The organism is Rhodococcus sp. 06-235-1A (assembly GCF_002258785.1).
GTDB lineage: Bacteria > Actinomycetota > Actinomycetes > Mycobacteriales > Mycobacteriaceae > Rhodococcoides.
In genome coordinates this window covers 408,337-424,888 of record NZ_NOYI01000003.1, presented here as the reverse complement: position 1 = coordinate 424,888, position 16,552 = coordinate 408,337, and the positions used below count along the sequence as shown (strand labels likewise).

The window sequence follows — 16,552 nt, the reverse complement described above, 5'->3', positions numbered from 1 at the left end:
GCTCCACTCCTGCGACACCTGAGGTCCAGCTACCAGCGAGAACGCATCGATCGCCGGACGGTGAATCCCACCGCTCCGGCGATCAGCACCACACCGGCAGCGACGGCCGCTCGGAATTCCCATTCCGAGTCCGTCGCTGTCGGCGTCTGCGAGGACTGTTCTGCGATCGGGGTCGGCGAGACCGACTCGGCCACACCGGTTTCGGGTACTGACGTCTCGACAGACAGTGCGTTCGGAACTCGTGCAAAGGGCGGGAGAGTTCCGTCCTCGGGACCGAAGCCTGCCTCCGACGCGAGGAGCAGGCTTCCGTCGTCCAGGAATGCCAGGGCCTCACCCTGTGGTTGATCGGGCAACGCCACCACCGCACGCGGCGCGTCAGGATCGACCAACACCGACGCGATGTCACCGTCGGACGGATGAAACAGGTACGCATCGGTGTAGGTGCGCACCGCGGCGACGGTGCCATCGGCGCTCACTGCTCCCCCCGTCGCCAGAATCGATCCGACCACGAACGGCGGCCCGCCGACCGTGTCGGTTGCGGCGAACGCCAACTCGCCGACCTTGCGGAGCGGCGTCGGGCCCGGACTACTCAGTTCGGTGACGGATTCGTCGCCGGCCGGGACGTACACCCCGCTGACGCCCGAGAGTTCCTTGGTGACGATCACCGGTCTGCCGCCGGGCTCGATGAGTATCGTCTCGGCGTCGTGCGCGCCATCGGGGTAGATCAGTCGGTGCAGTTCACCCGCACCCGTCGTGGGGTCCATTCGCGTCAATGCCACTGTGTCGCGGCGCATCTGGTTGTCGCCGATGTCGGCCAACCACAGCGAGCCGTCGTACGAGGTCAGGTCCTCGACATCGTACGGGTCGACGGGTACGTCGATCCATCGCTCGACGGCGCAGTTCTCGTCGAGCACCGCGACCCGGTCGTCGGCACCGCTGTCTCCGATCGCGTACAGGACACCGTCGATCGACGTCAGCCCCGACAGTTCGGCGAGACCGGGATCGGCTGGTCGACAATACGTCTCGGTCCCGATCGGAGCCGCAAAGGCCGTACCCCCGAACGCAGTGGCCGTGACGACCACGGATGCGGCAGCGCTACGCGCCACCACCCGTGACCACATCGACGTCAGGCGCTGGGGACGACAGCCGTGAATTCGACGAGCGCGGCAGCGAGAGACTGCGGCACCCGAGCTTCCACGCGAGTGCCGTCCTCCTCGTGCGTGGACTGCACGATTCGACCGTCGGTGTGAATCCGCGCGACCAGATCACCGCGGGTGTACGGAACGAGGACGTCGACCAGCACGTCGGGCTCGGACAGGATGTCGCCGAGGTGATCGCGCAAGGCGTCGATGCCCTCGCCGGTCTTGGCCGAGACGAACCGTGCGCCGTCGAGGAGTCCCCGCAGCTGGGTCAGCTGAACCGGGTCGGCAGCGTCGATCTTGTTGACCACCAACAATTCCGGCGGCATCTTCGCATCCTGTTCGCGAACCACGTCGGTGATCACTTCACGGACGGCCTTGATCTGATCGAGCGGCAGCGGATCGGATCCGTCGACCACGTGCAGCAACAGGTCTGCGTCGGTGACTTCCTCGAGCGTGGAACGAAACGCCTCGACCAACTGAGTCGGAAGATGTCGGACGAAGCCGACGGTGTCGGTCAGCACGATCGCTCGGCCGTCCTCGAGAGTCGACTTGCGCGTCGTGGGATCGAGGGTGGCGAACAGTGCGTTCTGAACCAGCACACCCGATCCGGTCAGCGCGTTCAACAGGCTCGACTTACCCGCGTTGGTGTACCCCACGATCGCGATGGACGGCACCGTGCCGCTCAGGCGCTGTTCCCGTTTGGTGTCGCGGGCCTGCTTCATGCCCTTGATCTCGCGGCGCAGCTTGGCCATCCGCTCACGGATGCGTCGACGGTCGGTCTCGATCTTCGTTTCACCCGGTCCACGCAGACCCACACCGCCGTTGCTGCCTGCGCGTCCACCGGCCTGACGCGACATGGACTCACCCCAGCCGCGGAGCCGGGGCAACATGTATTCCATCTGGGCGAAAGCGACCTGTGCCTTGCCTTCTCGCGACGTCGCATGCTGCGCGAAGATGTCGAGGATCAGCGCGGTGCGGTCGATGACCTTGACCTTGACGACCTTCTCCAGCGCGTTGAGCTGGGCCGGGGTCAGTTCGCCGTCGCAGATCACCGTGTCGGCTCCGGTCGCGAGCACGATGTCGCGGACCTCTTTTGCCTTACCGGAGCCGATGTATGTCGCAGCATCGGGCTTGTCGCGACGTTGCATCAACGCTTCGAGTACCTCCGAGCCTGCCGTCTCGGCCAGCGCCGCAAGTTCGGTCATGCTGGACTCCGCCTGCGCGGCCGTACCGGTGGTCCATACGCCGACCAGTACGACTCGTTCGAGGCGCAGCTGTCGATACTCGACCTCGGTGACGTCGGTGAGCTCGGTGGACAGTCCGGCCACTCGTCGCAGCGCGGTGCGCTCTTCGAGTTGCATGTCACCCGAGGACGGGGAGTCCTCGTCGTTGAGCGGAGAGCGGGCCAGCCGCCTCGACCATGCGTCGGACTCCTCGCGGGTCCACGCAGATGGGGTATCGGATGAACCGTCGACACTCTCGTCGACCGGTTCGCCCGCAGGGGATGTTTCATGTGAGTTCGTCATACGCTCCCCATGATCCACGAAAACCCCAGCGTGTGCACGCGGGTTTCGATCCGAGCGCGGTCGAGCGTCAGGCCTGGGCCCTGAACCACCTGTCGTCGATCTCGCCGCGGGCGAGCAGGACCGAGGGCCCGCGGAGCGTGGCACCGACGTGATCGATGTGTACGCGAACCCGCCCACCGAGTACGCCGACGCTCACCTCGCCGGTCTCGAGGCCCTCGTAGGACAGCGCTGCCGCCGCCGCGGCCACTGTGCCGGTGCCACACGACCGCGTCTCGCCGACGCCACGCTCGAACACGCGCATCTCGACGCCGCCATCGTCGAGCCTGGTCAGGATCTCGACGTTCGCACCGTGTGGAAAGAACTCGGCGTCCAATGTCGGCGGTGCAGAGAGGTCGAGACCGGCGAGCGCCGAGCGAGTCAGCGCACCGTCGACGCAGGCCAGGTGAGGATTGCCGACGTCGATACCGATGCCCTCGTACGACCCGCCCGCGATGGCCACCGAGCTCGCGCCCATCAATGTGACGTCCCCCATCGCGACGGTGACATCGGCGTCGACGTCGTCGAACGAATGCACTGTCACCGCGCGCGCACCGGCCCGCGACCCCACCACGAACTGATCGCGATGTTCGAGGTCGTGCACGCGCAGGTAGTGCGCGAACACCCGAACGCCGTTGCCGCACATCTCGGCTATGGTGCCGTCGCCGTTGCGGTAGTCCATGAACCAGTCGTCGGGCTCGACTCCCGACGGAATTCGATCGAGCACGCCTGCATCTCGGAGCACACCGGCCCGGGCGACGCGCAGAATGCCGTCGGCACCGACACCCTGGCGTCGATCGCACAGTACTGCGACGGCCGACCTGGTGAGTTCGAGCTCGGCTGACGGATCCGGCAGCACGACGAAGTCGTTCTGAGTTCCATGGCCTTTGGCGAATTCCATGGCCGTGAGTCTACGGGGGTGCTGCTAGGACGGGTCGATCGCGGACAGAGCGTCCGAGGTCAACGTGGACGACGCACCGTCGAGCCAGTGCACCCGGTCGTCTCGGCGAAACCAGGAGCGCTGGCGACGCACATAGCGCCTGGTGCCGATGAACGTGCGCTCGCGGGCGTGCTCGATGCCGTACTCCCCCGCCAGCACGTCGAGCGCCTGGGCGTATCCGATCGCTCGTGACGCCGTGACTCCCTCACGTAGCCCGAGGGTGAGCAGCCCTTCCACCTCGTCGAGCAGTCCGGAGTCGAACATCAGCCGCGTGCGCCTGTCTATCCGCTCGTCCAGTTCGACGGTGTCGCGGTCGACTCCCAAGACGATCGCGCCCCAGCGTGGTGCACCGATCGTCGGGGCCGATGCCGCGAACGGCTGCCCGGTGAGCTCCACCACCTCGAGCGCGCGGACCATGCGTCGGCCGTCCGTGGGCAGGATCGACGCTGCTGCCGCGGGGTCGGCGGCCGCCAACGCGCGGTGAATCTCGTCGACCCCGTCTCGCTCGAGGACTGCTTCCCATTTGGCACGGACGCCGGCATCGGTCGCCGGGAACGCCCACTCGTCGAGCAACGACTGCACGTACATCATGGATCCGCCGACGATGATCGGTCGCAGCCCTCTGGATCGAATGTCCTCGACGTCGGCGACGGCAGCCGATTGATAGCGAGCGACGGTCGCAATATCGGTGACCTCGAGCACATCCAATTGGTGGTGCCGTATGCCGCGACGCTCTGCAAACGGAAGTTTCGCGGTACCGATGTCCATGCCCCGGTACTGCTGCATCGCGTCGATGTTGACGATCTCGCCGCCGAAATACTCGGCCAGATCGAGGGCCAGATCGGACTTGCCCGTGGCCGTGGGCCCGATCACCGCGACGGGGGTCGCGGCCGGGTCGAACGTCTCGGTTTCGTCAGTCACGAGACCACGTACCGACGTAGTACCCGACGCCGAAGGGGGCCGAGCGGTAGAGCTCGGTCGCGTCGGTCGTGCCGGATCCGGTCAGGGCTGCCAGAACCTGCCAGGCCGCTCGCCCACCGACGCCGACCGCAGCACACAGATCCGCATCGAGATTCGCCAGTGCACCGACATCGGCCGTCCCGAGGGCATCGTCGATGCGCTGCTGGACCTGCTCGGCCCGCTCGTCGAACGACCCGGGTGCCTTCGCAGTCAGTGTGTTCGCACCGTCCGCCAGCACCAGAACACCCCAGATCTCGGCCGACGCGTCGAACTCGCGCCGCAGCTCCGTTCCGACCCGCGCGCACCACTGGGGACTCGCGTCGGCGGAAATCGTCCGTACCTCGACCGCGGCGTCGGGAGCGGCAACCCCACGCAGCCACCCTGCGATCAGAACGGCCAGCGGCAGTTCGGGGTCCGGCGCAGCCGGCACCGTTCCAGCGGACAGGCTCACCAGCACGTCGACGCCGAAGCCGCGCAACGTACCGACTGTGCTCGCGTCGTACGTCTCCTCGGTGCGATCGACACCGATGGCCATCCACCGGTCGACCTGCGACGCCAGCTGAGTCACCGCGTCGACCGCAGCGGCACGAAGATCGGCCGTCTCGGCAGCACCGGAGCCCATCAGTTCGGGGACGAGCAACGGTGGAGAGGGCACCAGGGCCGCGGCACGAAACACGAACACCACGCTAGTCGGTGTCGCGACTTGGCCGGACGAGTCCACCTCGAGCCGTCTGAGCTGTTTCAATGGTCCGATCGGTCGTCACCTAGTTCAATGGTGTCCAGATCGCGAGTGAAGGCAGCCGTGACGCGCGGCAGAGACGAGGAACAATGACCGACCCGAACGCCGGTACCCCCACCACCACCGAGGCGGCTTCGTCCGAAGCGCCCACCGAGACAGCAGGCACGGCCACGCCGGCTACTGCCAAGCCGGGCGGCGGACCCAAGCCGGGCGGTGGCCCCAAACCAGGCGGTGGCCCCAAGCCGGGTGGCCCAGGACTCGCTTCTCCTCGTCCGGGTGGCTCGACCGGTGCCAAGCCACATCCGACGGCGTCGCATGTCCCCACTGCAATTCCGACCGTTGCCCCGGCAAGCGATCCCAGCAAGTTCGGTCGAGTCGACGACGACGGCACTGCGTGGGTGAAGACCGCCGACGGCGAGCGGCAGATCGGATCCTGGCAAGCAGGCGACGCGGCCGAGGGGCTCGCTCATTTCGGTCGACGCTACGACGACCTCGCCACCGAGGTAGGTCTGCTGGAAGCTCGCCTGACCTCGGGCACCGGCGATGCCAAGAAGACCAAGGCCGCCGCATCCGCTCTTCTGGAGACCCTGCCCACTGCAGCAGTGATCGGCGACCTCGACCTGCTCGCCCGACGACTCGACGCGGTCGTCGAACATTCCGACGCGGCGGCGGCCGTGGCCAAACACGAGAAGGAGCTCGAACGCGCCGAACACACTGCCCGCAAGGAGGCTCTCGCGGTCGAGGCCGAGCAGATCGGCAGCGAATCGACGCAGTGGAAGCAGGCCGGAGATCGGCTGCGCGAAATTCTGGACGAATGGAAGACGATCCGCGGGGTCGACCGCAAGATCGACGATGCTCTGTGGAAGCGGTACTCCAAGGCCAGGGAGAACTTCAATCGTCGTCGCGGCGCGCACTTCGCCGATCTCGATCGCGAGCGCGGTGCTGCCAAAGTCCGTAAGGAGGAGCTCGTCGAGCGGGCCAAGGCGTTGTCCTCGTCCACCGATTGGGGTCCGACGGCAGCCGCGTTCCGTGATCTTCTGGTGGAGTGGAAGGCGTCCGGGCGGGCTCCGCGCGACGCCGACGACGCCCTGTGGAAGAAGTTCAAGGCTGCACAGGACGTGTTCTTCGCTGCCCGCAACGCCGCGGCCTCCGAGCGGGACGCCGAGTTCGAGGCCAATGCCGAGGCCAAGGAAGCTCTGTTGGCCAGAACCCACATCGATCCGAGCAAGGATCTCGACGCCGCCCGCTCGGCATTGCGCGATCTGCAGGACAAGTGGGATGCCCTCGGCAAGGTTCCGCGCGAAAAGATGCAGGAACTCGAAGGCAGACTGCGGGCGATCGAGAAGTCCGTGCACGACGCGGTCGAGTCGCAGTGGCGTCGTTCGGATCCCGAGGCGGTAGCTCGTGCGGCTCAGTTCCGCGAGCGGGTGGCCCAGTTCGAGGATCAGGCAGCGAAGGCCACTGCAGCAGGCAAGACGAAGGACGCCGAGCGTGCGCTGGCCCAGGCACAGCAGTGGCGTGAGTGGGCCGACGCGGCCGAGAGCGCTGTCGACGAGTTGTGATCCGCCGGCTGCACCAACGGCTGGGGACGGTCGATCGGTCCTACGGGGCCGAGTGGCCGTCCCACAGTCGCAGCTTCTGCTCACCCGACGCGGCAGCGACGCGCCGCTGTTCCTGAGCGGCGAGTTGGGCGTTCGTCTTGTTCCAGACGGCCTTGAGCCAGTGGAACGTCAACACCATGACGGCGAGCCACGCGATGATCAGACCGATTCCCGGGCCGGCACCTTGCAGGTTGTCGGGTACGGTCTGCCGCGACCAGATCGAGAGCATTCCGAACACCGACGACACTGCGCATCCGGCAACAGCCGCCCAGGCCAGGGCCCACATGCGGGTGACCAGCGCGAGCACCGACATCACCACACCGAACGTCAGCACCAACACGACGAAGATGCGCGACGGCAGTGCAATCGACTCGGCGACCGCTGCGTCGCTGCCCGAGAGCACGTCGAATCCGCTGGCGGATCCGGTGTGCGGCAACGCGAAGGTGACCAGCAGAACCAGTACCAGTCCGGCCACGACCATGGCCCGTGCGCCCGGGTCCAGCTCGGTCATCACCGCTCGCTCGGTTCGTTCGAGTTCCTCGGCGGATCGAGACGGTACGACGCGGTCGGGTCCGTTTGCTTCGGTCATGCGGAGCATCCTGTCTGTGCCGGAAGTGGCGCCGGTGCGCCGATGGAGGGAAGTCCGAGGCCGACGCCGATCGGTGCCGTCTTGGGCATGACACCGCGTTCGTGGGCGTCTCCTGCTGCCGTGCGGCGGTGCGTGAGCACTCCGGCGTCGGCGATGAGGTGGTACGGAGCGGCGGCAGTCAGCGTGGTCGTGACGACGTCACCCGGACGGATATCGCTCGCGCGATCGGGGTCGACGGCGAAATGCACGAGTCGACCGTCTCTGGCTCGCCCACTCATGCGATGGGTCGCGGCGTTCTTGCGCCCTTCGCCAGTGGCGACGAGTAGTTCGACCTCGGTCCCGATCAAAGCCTGGTTGGCAGCGAGAACGATCTCTTCCTGCAATGCGATCAATCGCAGATACCGTTCTTGCACAACCTCTTTGGGTACCTGGTCGGGCATATCGGCGGCCGGTGTACCGGGTCGCTTCGAGTACTGGAAGGTGTAGGCATTGGCGAACTTCGCCCGTCGAACCACGTCGAGCGTCTGCTCGAAGTCCTCTTCGGTCTCGCCGGGGAAGCCGACGATGATGTCGGTGGTGATGGCCGCGTGCGGCATGGCCGCGCGCACCTTGTCGATGATGCCCATGAACTTCGTCTGCCGATAGGACCTGCGCATCGCCTTGAGAATTCGATCCGATCCGGACTGGAGCGGCATGTGCAAAGTGGGACAGATGTTCGGGGTGGACGCCATCGCCTCGATCACGTCGTCGGTGAACTCGGCCGGGTGCGGAGACGTGAAGCGCACACGCTCGAGTCCCTCGATCGAGCCGCAGGCGGTCAGCAGCGATGCGAATGCGCCGCGATCGCGAGGCATCTCCGGATCGGCGAACGAGGCACCGTATGCATTGACGTTCTGACCGAGCAGCGTCACCTCGAGCACGCCCTGGTCCACCAAAGCCTGTACCTCGGCCAGGATGTCGCCCGGTCGGCGGTCGATCTCCTTGCCGCGCAGCGCCGGCACGATACAGAACGTGCAGGTGTTGTTGCAGCCCACCGAGATCGACACCCAACCCGCGTACGTCGACTCTCGCTTCGCGGGCAGTGTGGACGGGAAGGCCTCGAGCGATTCGAGAATTTCGACCTGCGCTTGCTCGTTGTGCCGAGCGCGCTCGAGCAGGACCGGAAGCGACCCGATGTTGTGGGTGCCGAACACGACGTCGACCCACGGCGCCTTCTCCACGACGGTATTGCGATCCTTCTGCGCCAGGCAGCCGCCGACAGCAATCTGCATGTTGGGGTTTCGCGTCTTCGCGGGCCGCAACATACCGAGGTTTCCGTACAGCTTGTTGTCGGCGTTCTCCCGCACCGCGCAGGTGTTGAACACTACGAGGTCGGCATCGGTACCGGCGTCCGCCGGAACATAGCCGGCCTCCTCCAACAGACCCGACAGCCGCTCGGAATCATGGACGTTCATCTGGCAACCGTGCGTACGCACCTCGTAGCTGCGGGAAACCGAAGCCGACGGGTCGGTCACCGGCACGGGATCGGTACTCCCGCGATCGGCCACGTCCACGGTCGGAAAAACACTCGTCTGCACCCCTCCAGGGTACGTCCACCGCACCGACCGGCCCGCCGGGGTCGCGGGCCCCGCCGCGGACTGTGCAGGGCCGATGCGGGGCAACAGTAAAGTTTCCATTACATAATCGAAGATGGCGGGCGAAAACGCCGGTCGGCGAGGAAACTACGCATAGGGTTTCGACTTATGACGCACGCCACCGACGCGCCGGCATCGACACCCCCGCCGGGCGCACCCTCGATGATCTCGCTCAAATCCGTCGACAAACATTTCGGTGATCTGCACGTTCTGAAGGACATCAACCTGGAAGTGCCGGCCGGACAGGTCGTCATCGTCGTGGGTCCTTCCGGATCGGGCAAGTCGACCCTGTGCCGGACGATCAACCGGTTGGAGCCGATCGATTCCGGTGCCATCGAGGTCGATGGAGATCTACTCCCCGCTGAGGGCAAGGCCCTCGCTGCATTGCGAGCAGACGTGGGCATGGTGTTCCAGTCGTTCAACCTGTTCGCGCACAAGACGATTCTTCAGAATGTCATGCTCGCGCCGATGAAGGTGCGTAAGCAGAAGAAGGACGAGGCAGAGAAGAGCGCCCTGGCTCTGCTCGAGCGTGTGGGTATCGCCAACCAGGCCGACAAGTACCCCGCTCAGCTCTCCGGTGGTCAGCAGCAACGTGTCGCCATCGCTCGATCTCTCGCCATGAATCCCAAGGTGATGCTCTTCGACGAGCCCACCTCGGCCCTCGACCCCGAAATGGTCAACGAGGTCCTCGACGTCATGACCTCCCTCGCCAAGGAGGGCATGACGATGCTCGTCGTCACCCACGAGATGGGCTTTGCTCGCAAGGCCGGCGACCGCGTCATCTTCATGGCAGACGGTGCCGTCGTCGAGGACACCGATCCGGAGACGTTCTTCAAGTCCCCCAAGTCCGAACGCGCCAAGGACTTCCTCGGCAAAATTCTCGGTCACTGACCCGCTCCACTGCTCGCCCCGTGTACACGAACCGATACCTAAGGACATTCACTGTGAGACTCACCCGACCGCTTCGCCTCGGTGTCGCCATCGCCGCTCTGTCCATCGTCGCCACCGCATGCGGCGGCGGCGAGGAAGCCCGCACCATCTCGAGCAGCGCCGAGTCCGGCAACCTCATCGTCGGCATCAAGTTCGATCAGCCCGGCCTGGGTCTGCGCAACCCCGACGGCACGTTCAGCGGCTTCGACGTCGAGGTGGCCAAGTACGTCGCCGGCAAGCTCGGTGTCGACGAGGCCAACATCGAGTTCAAGGAGTCTCCCTCGGCCCAGCGCGAGACTCTGATCGAAAACGGTGAGGTCGACTACATCGTCGCCACCTACTCCATCACCGACACCCGCAAGGAGAAGGTCGGCTTCGCCGGACCGTACTTCGTGGCGGGTCAGTCGTTGCTCGTCCGCGAGGACAACACCGACATCACCGGTGCCGACTCGCTGAACGACGGAAAGCGGCTCTGCTCGGTCACCGGATCCACTCCGGCCCAGAACATCGCCGACGAGTACCCGGGCGTGCAGCTCCAGCCGTTCGACACCTACTCCGCATGTGTGGAGGCCCTGCGCAACGGCACCGTCGATGCCGTCACGACCGACGACATCATCCTGGCCGGCTACGCCGCTCAGTCCCCCGGACAGTTCAAGGTCGTCGGCGAGCCGTTCACCACGGAGAACTACGGCATCGGCCTGAACAAGGACGACACCGACGGACGCAACAAGATCAACGACGCCATCGAAGAGATGGTGTCGAGCGGTGCCTGGGAGCAGGCCTTCAACGACACCGTGGGCGCATCGGGCTACCCGCTGCCGACCCCGCCCACCGTCGACCGCTACTGATCGACCCTGTCGTCGTGTTCCGCGTGCGCGTGCACGTGGAACACGACGGTTCGATCTCGCCGAGCCGTGAGGATCAACAAGCACCGTGAACCTATTGAGCAAGTACGGCGATCAATTGATCGACGCATTCCTCTCGACCATCTACCTGACGTTGGCATCCCTCGTCGGCGCGTTGGTCATCGGAACGATCATTGCCGCGATGCGGGTGTCTCCCATCCCGATCGCACGTGGCATAGCCGCCACGTACGTCACCATCTTTCGTAACACCCCGTTGACCCTGATCATCCTGTTCACCTCGTTCGGCCTGTACCAGACCATGGGTGTCTCGCTCGCGTCGGAGTCGTCGTCGACCTTCCTCGACGACAACAACTTTCGTTTGGCAATCCTCGGTCTGAGTGTCTACACCGCGTCGTTCGTGGCCGAATCCCTCAGGTCCGGTATCAACACGGTCCCGGTCGGTCAGGCCGAAGCGGGCCGCTCACTCGGAATGACGTTCACGCAGAACATCTCCATAGTGGTTCTCCCACAGGCTTTCCGCGCCGTGGTCGGCCCACTCGGAAGCGTCGTGATCGCCCTGACGAAGAACACGACCATCGCATCGGTGATCGGCGTCGCCGAAGCGTCGTTCCTGATGAAGAACATGATCGAGAACGAAGCCGCGATCTTCGTCGTCGGCGGAATCTTCGCGCTCGGCTTCATGATCCTGACGCTCCCGACCGGGTTGCTGTTCGGCTACATCAGCAAGCGATTGGCGGTGTCCTGATGAGTGATGCAGTAGCAGTTCTCTACGACGTTCCGGGCCCCAAAGCGGTTCTGCGATATCGTATTCTGACCGTGGTCGTTGCGATCGTCTCTCTGGGCGTCGCATTTCTCATCTATCGAGCCCTCGACTCCAAGGGGCAGCTGACCGCGGCGAAGTGGGACCCGTTCCTCGAATCGACCACCTGGACAACGTATCTGCTGCCCGGAATCCAGGGAACACTCGTCGCAGCGGCGCTGTCGATCGTGTTCGCACTGATTCTCGGTGCCGCCCTCGGTATCGGCAGACTGTCCGATCACCGGGTGGTGCGTGGAATCAGCGGCGCGTTCGTCGAGGTGTTCCGCGCGGTGCCGGTGCTGATCCTGATGATCTTCCTCTACGCCGTCTACGCCGATTACGAGGTCTTCAAGGTCAAGTACTTGGCCTTGGCGGCAGTGGTCACCGGCCTGACGCTGTACAACGGTTCGGTCATCGCCGAGATCGTGCGTGCCGGTGTCAATTCGTTGCCCAAGGGTCAGAGGGAAGCAGCGTCGGCGCTCGGAATGCGCAAGAGCCAGGTCATGCTACTCGTCCTGCTCCCCCAAGCCGTCACCGCGATGCTGCCGGCGATCATTTCGCAGATGGTGGTGGCGCTGAAGGACTCGGCACTCGGTTACCTCATCGGGTACGTCGAGGTCGTTCGTTCCGGTCAGCAGGTGGGTGCGTTCTACAGCAACTACCTGCCGTCCTTGGTCATCGTCGCCGTCATCATGATCATCATCAACTCGGCGCTGACGAAGCTGGCTACGGTGGTCGAGCGAAGATTGCGTTCACGCAAACGCAAGGCCGGCACGACTGCAGTCGTTCCGGCTATGGACGGCGGTCAGGCGGCCTGACCCACACGTCGGCTGTAACTGGGAAGCCCTGAACGAGTAAGGCCCGCAACACCGATGGTGTTGCGGGCCTTACTGTTTCTCGACAGCACCGGCTCGGGGTGGACGATCACCTCGAGTCGGGGCCGTCGAAGTCTTCGGTGTCGGCACCTGCGCGGTCGAGTTCTTCTTTGACCACCGCAAATGCCATTCCTTGCGAGTATCCGCGGCGAGCGAGCATACCGACCAGCTTGCGGACGACCTTGTCTCGCTCCACACGGGCATCCGGACCACTCGAATCCGGCAGCTTCAGGGTGCGAAATCGCTTGCGTACCAATTCACCTGCGCGGTGGCGCTCATCGTCGGCATCGATCAGATCCAACGCGTGTGCGGCGAGTTCGCTACTGACGCCCTTGGTTCGGAGTTCCATGCTCAAGGCGCGTTTACCCTTGCCGGAGTACTTGTGCCGAGAGTGGACCCACTGCTGTGCGAACGATTCGTCATCGACAAGTTTCGCTTTTTCGAGCCGGTCGAGAACTGCATTCGCGATCTCTGCGGTGAATCCCTTCTTGGCAAGACTCGTTTCGAGTTCGTGCCTGCTGCGCGCTCGGTCGGTCAGCAACCGAAGGCAGACATCTTTCGCCTGCGCTTCGGTGCCCCCACCCTCGTCTCGCTGCTGCACCGCGGCAACGGGTTAGAAGTCCACCGGAGCGGCGGCAGGCTCCTCCGCGGTGACGTCCGCGCCGATCTGCAGCTTCTCCATGATCTTCTTCTCGATCTCGTCTCGCACGTCGGGGTTCTCGAGCATGAACTTGCGGGCGTTCTCCTTGCCCTGGCCGAGCTGATCGCCCTCGTAGGTGAACCACGAACCCGACTTACGAATGAAGCCGTGCTCGACGCCCATGTCGATCAACGAGCCCTCTCGGCTGATGCCCTTGCCGTAGATGATGTCGAACTCGGCCTGCTTGAACGGCGGCGCGACCTTGTTCTTGACGACCTTGACACGGGTGCGGTTACCGATGGCGTCGGTTCCGTCCTTCAGGGTCTCGATGCGGCGGATGTCGAGGCGAACCGAGGCGTAGAACTTCAAGGCCTTACCACCGGTGGTGGTTTCGGGAGAGCCGAACATGACGCCGATCTTCTCGCGCAGCTGGTTGATGAAGATGACGGTGGTACCGGAATTGCTCATCGCGCCGGTGATCTTGCGCAGCGCCTGGCTCATCAGGCGAGCCTGCAGGCCCACGTGACTGTCGCCCATCTCGCCTTCGATCTCGGCGCGGGGAACGAGTGCCGCCACCGAGTCGATCACGAGGATATCGAGTGCGCCCGAACGGATCAGCATGTCGGCGATTTCGAGGGCTTGCTCACCGGTATCGGGCTGCGAGACCAGCAGTGCATCGGTGTCGACACCGAGCTTCTTCGCGTAGTCCGGATCCAGTGCGTGCTCCGCGTCGATGAAGGCGGCAATGCCGCCCGCCCGCTGAGCGCTGGCCACCGCGTGCAAGGCAACGGTGGTCTTACCCGAGGACTCCGGGCCGTAGACCTCGATGACACGTCCACGCGGCAACCCTCCGATGCCGAGTGCCACATCGAGCGCGATCGATCCGGTGGGGATGACGGCAATCGGCTGGCGGACCTCGTCACCGAGGCGCATCACCGAACCCTTACCGAAGTTCTTGTCAATCTGCGCGAGTGCGAGATCGAGCGCTTTGTCGCGATCGTATGCAGCCATCGTGAGCTCCCTGTGTCGTGTCGTTCAGCTGTGTCGTGTCGATCAGCTTTGTCGTCGGTAACGCTAGAACGGGGTACCGACAAGAAGTTTCTCGAGACCGATCAGCAACCGTTGACACCCAGCATAGGGGAACACGTGTTCGAGTCAACTACCTCGGCTTTCGACACGCCGGGCAAACTCGATCCGACCTACGGAGCTACCAGCGCTCTTTCGGAACATCGAACTCGTAGCAGATCGAGCGCCACACTTCTCTCGGGTCGACGCCGTCCTCGATGGCCTGCGCCCCGGTTCGACCGATACCGGACAACACATGATCGGTCAGCAGGGAATTGCCTCGAACGGAGCCGAACTCCTCGGTGAGCAGTTCACGAAATTCGGTCAGACGCACATCTGCAACCCTAACGTCCCGTCTTCGGCGTACTGCGGGCGAGCACCTCGTGGCACACCGCCACCGGATCCTCGACGGATTGCGCGCCTGCGGCTGCCGCTGCTGCCGCCGCCGCGAATCGCGGATCGGCGAGCACGTCGGCCACCGCGTCGGCGATCGAGACCGCCGTCGGGGGTCGTACGATCACGGCGCTGCCTTGCCGCGCAGCCCGATTCGCCAACTCCCACTGATCCCCGCCGCCAGGCACCGTCACCACCGGTACCCCGTGGATCAGAGCCTTCGCCAGCATTCCGTGGCCACCCCCGCATACCACCACATCGGCGTGACGCAGAAGTTCGTCCTGCCGACCGAGGCCCGCATTCGCCCAGTTCGGCAATACGTCGGGAGCCCCGTCGAGAACCGACGCCACTACCCGAACCCCGTTGCCGTCCAATCCTTTCAGCGCCATCTCGAGCATTCCCTCGGCACCGGTGAACGCCGTCGACGGGGCGACCATCACCAACGGCGTTTCGCCGTCGGGCAACTCGAGCAGATCGTCGGTCGGCTCCCAGAGCAGTGGACCGACCACGTGCGCGTCCGCCGGCCAATCGGGACGCGCCACCTCCAACGCCGGAATGGTGGCAACGAGCCGAGCCGCCGGGCCAGGATCCCGAGCCGGCAGTCCGATGCTCGTCCTGGCCACGGACCGTTGAGTCCGTCCCTGTGCGATCGAGCGTGCCGTCAGTGCGCGCATCACGGTATCGCGCAGCCTGCCGCGAAGCCCGACGCCGGGGGCCAACCCACTTCCGATGGGAGGCAACCCTTTCGAGGGTGAATACAGTGGATGGGGAGAAAGCTCGACCCAGGTGATACCGAGACGCTCGGCGGCCATGCCGCCTCCTGCAGTCAGGATGTCGGACACGACGAGGTCGACGTTCTCCCGCTCGAGGTCGGGTAACAACTCGGTCGAGACGAACGCTGCACGTGAGTGAATGCGCTGTCCGGCATCGAGATCGTCGTCCTCCGGTCGCGGTGCCAGGCCGCCCAGCGGAAAGGCTCGCAGCCCGACGGCACGGGCGTCGGGCACCCACCGGCTGCCGGTGAACAGAACCGGTTCATCGCCGGACCGAAGAAACAACAGGCACAGAGCAATGGCCGGAAACGCATGCCCCGGGTCGGGTCCGGCCACCACTGCTACTCGCACGAACCCAGCGTGCCACACCCGGCCGGTGAAACACGACGCATGAACCGATCAGCAGAGGCGGGCGTTCATGCGCTCCGGGGCCGCAGGTAGGCGTCGACCGCATACGCCATCTGGCGCATCACCTCGGCACCGGGGAGGCGCTCGGACACCATCTCGGCCGACTGGACCGCCGACTGAACCATCAGCAGCAGCATCGTCGCCAGAGCCATCGGGTCACCCTCGCGAATCGACGAATCACGTTGTCCTGCAACGATCAACGACGACAATGCGTCGATGATCAACGACTGGCTGGTGCCGAGTCGATGAAGAATGTACGTAGCGAGCACATCGGAATCGGAACGTAGTATTTTGACGAAAAGCGGGTGAAGTCGGATCCGATCGGCAGCTTCGCCCACCGCAGTCACGATCTGATCTCGACCGGAAGCAGAGGCGTCGAAGGTAGGAATGACCGCGCTGATCTCACGAGTGAGCAAGCTCGACACAACCGCTCGCGTATCGGCCCATCTCCGGTAGACCGTGGGTCTGCTCACCTGGGCGCGGCGGGCGATCTCGGCCAAAGTCGTACGCTTGACTCCGTGTTCGAGGATGCACGATCTGGCCGCGTCGAGGACGGCATCTTCGACCGTCTTCTCCGGAGCATCCATGTCGGACTGCGCGGGCGCAGACCCGGACGAGGCAGGACTCGACATCGGC

General features: G+C 64.9%; 17 protein-coding genes. 5 read left to right on the top strand and 12 right to left on the bottom strand.

The genetic code is table 11. The features are described 5' to 3' along the window. Nucleotides 1-29: 29 nt before the first annotated feature. From CH275_RS03895 to CH275_RS03875, 5 genes are all read right to left on the bottom strand, one after another. Nucleotides 30-1,121 (bottom strand): hypothetical protein, encoded by a 1,092-nt coding sequence (locus CH275_RS03895; protein WP_094675226.1) that lies wholly within the window; start codon nt 1,119-1,121, stop codon nt 30-32. Between the two features lie 5 nt (nt 1,122-1,126). Next, nucleotides 1,127-2,668 carry a GTPase HflX gene (gene hflX, locus CH275_RS03890; RefSeq protein WP_094675224.1) on the bottom strand — a complete coding sequence of 514 codons (1,542 nt, stop codon included), beginning with the start codon at nt 2,666-2,668 and terminating at the stop codon, nt 1,127-1,129. 67 nt (nt 2,669-2,735) lie between these two features. Further along, nucleotides 2,736-3,605 carry a diaminopimelate epimerase gene (dapF, locus tag CH275_RS03885; protein WP_094675222.1) on the bottom strand — a complete coding sequence of 290 codons (870 nt, stop codon included), beginning with the start codon at nt 3,603-3,605 and terminating at the stop codon, nt 2,736-2,738. Nucleotides 3,606-3,629: 24 nt separating this feature from the next. Continuing rightward, the gene (gene miaA, locus CH275_RS03880) at nt 3,630-4,565 is read right to left on the bottom strand and encodes a tRNA (adenosine(37)-N6)-dimethylallyltransferase MiaA (RefSeq protein WP_094675220.1); all 936 of its coding nucleotides are present in this window, start codon (nt 4,563-4,565) and stop codon (nt 3,630-3,632) included. Continuing rightward, on the bottom strand, nt 4,558-5,280 hold the full coding sequence (locus tag CH275_RS03875) for a class III extradiol dioxygenase subunit B-like domain-containing protein (RefSeq protein ID WP_179275956.1): 723 nt from the start codon (nt 5,278-5,280) through the stop codon (nt 4,558-4,560). The genes miaA and CH275_RS03875 overlap by 8 nt, the downstream gene beginning before the upstream one ends. A gap of 152 nt (nt 5,281-5,432) precedes the next feature. On the opposite strand from CH275_RS03875, the gene CH275_RS03870 reads away from it, so the two are divergent. Continuing rightward, nucleotides 5,433-6,905, top strand: a complete 1,473-nt coding sequence (locus CH275_RS03870) for a DUF349 domain-containing protein (RefSeq protein WP_094675219.1) — start codon at nt 5,433-5,435, stop codon at nt 6,903-6,905. A 40-nt stretch (nt 6,906-6,945) separates the two neighbouring features. Here CH275_RS03870 and CH275_RS03865 read toward each other — a convergent pair whose 3' ends face one another. Together CH275_RS03865 and miaB are read right to left on the bottom strand one after the other, a co-directional pair. Then, nucleotides 6,946-7,533, bottom strand: a complete 588-nt coding sequence (locus CH275_RS03865) for an Rv2732c family membrane protein (RefSeq protein ID WP_094675443.1) — start codon at nt 7,531-7,533, stop codon at nt 6,946-6,948. Beyond that, nucleotides 7,530-9,047: a tRNA (N6-isopentenyl adenosine(37)-C2)-methylthiotransferase MiaB gene (gene miaB / locus CH275_RS03860; RefSeq protein WP_094675441.1), complete on the bottom strand. Its 1,518-nt coding sequence runs from the start codon at nt 9,045-9,047 to the stop codon at nt 7,530-7,532. Before miaB ends, CH275_RS03865 begins: the two co-directional genes overlap by 4 nt. A gap of 282 nt (nt 9,048-9,329) precedes the next feature. Between miaB and CH275_RS03855 the strand changes: the two genes are divergently transcribed. From CH275_RS03855 to CH275_RS03840, 4 genes are all read left to right on the top strand, one after another. Further along, nucleotides 9,330-10,058 (top strand): amino acid ABC transporter ATP-binding protein, encoded by a 729-nt coding sequence (locus CH275_RS03855; protein WP_170944851.1) that lies wholly within the window; start codon nt 9,330-9,332, stop codon nt 10,056-10,058. Nucleotides 10,059-10,111: 53 nt separating this feature from the next. Beyond that, the gene (locus CH275_RS03850) at nt 10,112-10,945 is read left to right on the top strand and encodes a glutamate ABC transporter substrate-binding protein (RefSeq protein ID WP_094675217.1); all 834 of its coding nucleotides are present in this window, start codon (nt 10,112-10,114) and stop codon (nt 10,943-10,945) included. A gap of 85 nt (nt 10,946-11,030) precedes the next feature. Continuing rightward, nucleotides 11,031-11,708, top strand: a complete 678-nt coding sequence (locus CH275_RS03845) for an amino acid ABC transporter permease (RefSeq protein ID WP_032377154.1) — start codon at nt 11,031-11,033, stop codon at nt 11,706-11,708. After that, nucleotides 11,708-12,580, top strand: a complete 873-nt coding sequence (locus tag CH275_RS03840) for an amino acid ABC transporter permease (protein WP_094675215.1) — start codon at nt 11,708-11,710, stop codon at nt 12,578-12,580. Before CH275_RS03845 ends, CH275_RS03840 begins: the two co-directional genes overlap by 1 nt. Nucleotides 12,581-12,686: 106 nt before the next feature. Here CH275_RS03840 and CH275_RS03835 read toward each other — a convergent pair whose 3' ends face one another. From CH275_RS03835 to CH275_RS03815, 5 genes are all read right to left on the bottom strand, one after another. Beyond that, nucleotides 12,687-13,238: a regulatory protein RecX gene (locus CH275_RS03835; RefSeq protein WP_094675213.1), complete on the bottom strand. Its 552-nt coding sequence runs from the start codon at nt 13,236-13,238 to the stop codon at nt 12,687-12,689. Between the two features lie 12 nt (nt 13,239-13,250). Further along, the gene (gene recA, locus CH275_RS03830) at nt 13,251-14,288 is read right to left on the bottom strand and encodes a recombinase RecA (RefSeq protein ID WP_008716921.1); all 1,038 of its coding nucleotides are present in this window, start codon (nt 14,286-14,288) and stop codon (nt 13,251-13,253) included. A gap of 196 nt (nt 14,289-14,484) precedes the next feature. Then, nucleotides 14,485-14,676 (bottom strand): DUF3046 domain-containing protein, encoded by a 192-nt coding sequence (locus tag CH275_RS03825; protein WP_094675211.1) that lies wholly within the window; start codon nt 14,674-14,676, stop codon nt 14,485-14,487. Between the two features lie 10 nt (nt 14,677-14,686). After that, complete coding sequence (locus CH275_RS03820) at nt 14,687-15,859, bottom strand: glycosyltransferase (RefSeq protein WP_143546675.1); 1,173 nt, start codon at nt 15,857-15,859, stop codon at nt 14,687-14,689. A gap of 65 nt (nt 15,860-15,924) precedes the next feature. Next, nucleotides 15,925-16,548 carry a TetR/AcrR family transcriptional regulator gene (locus CH275_RS03815; RefSeq protein WP_373453674.1) on the bottom strand — a complete coding sequence of 208 codons (624 nt, stop codon included), beginning with the start codon at nt 16,546-16,548 and terminating at the stop codon, nt 15,925-15,927. Between the last annotated feature and the right edge of the window lie 4 nt (nt 16,549-16,552).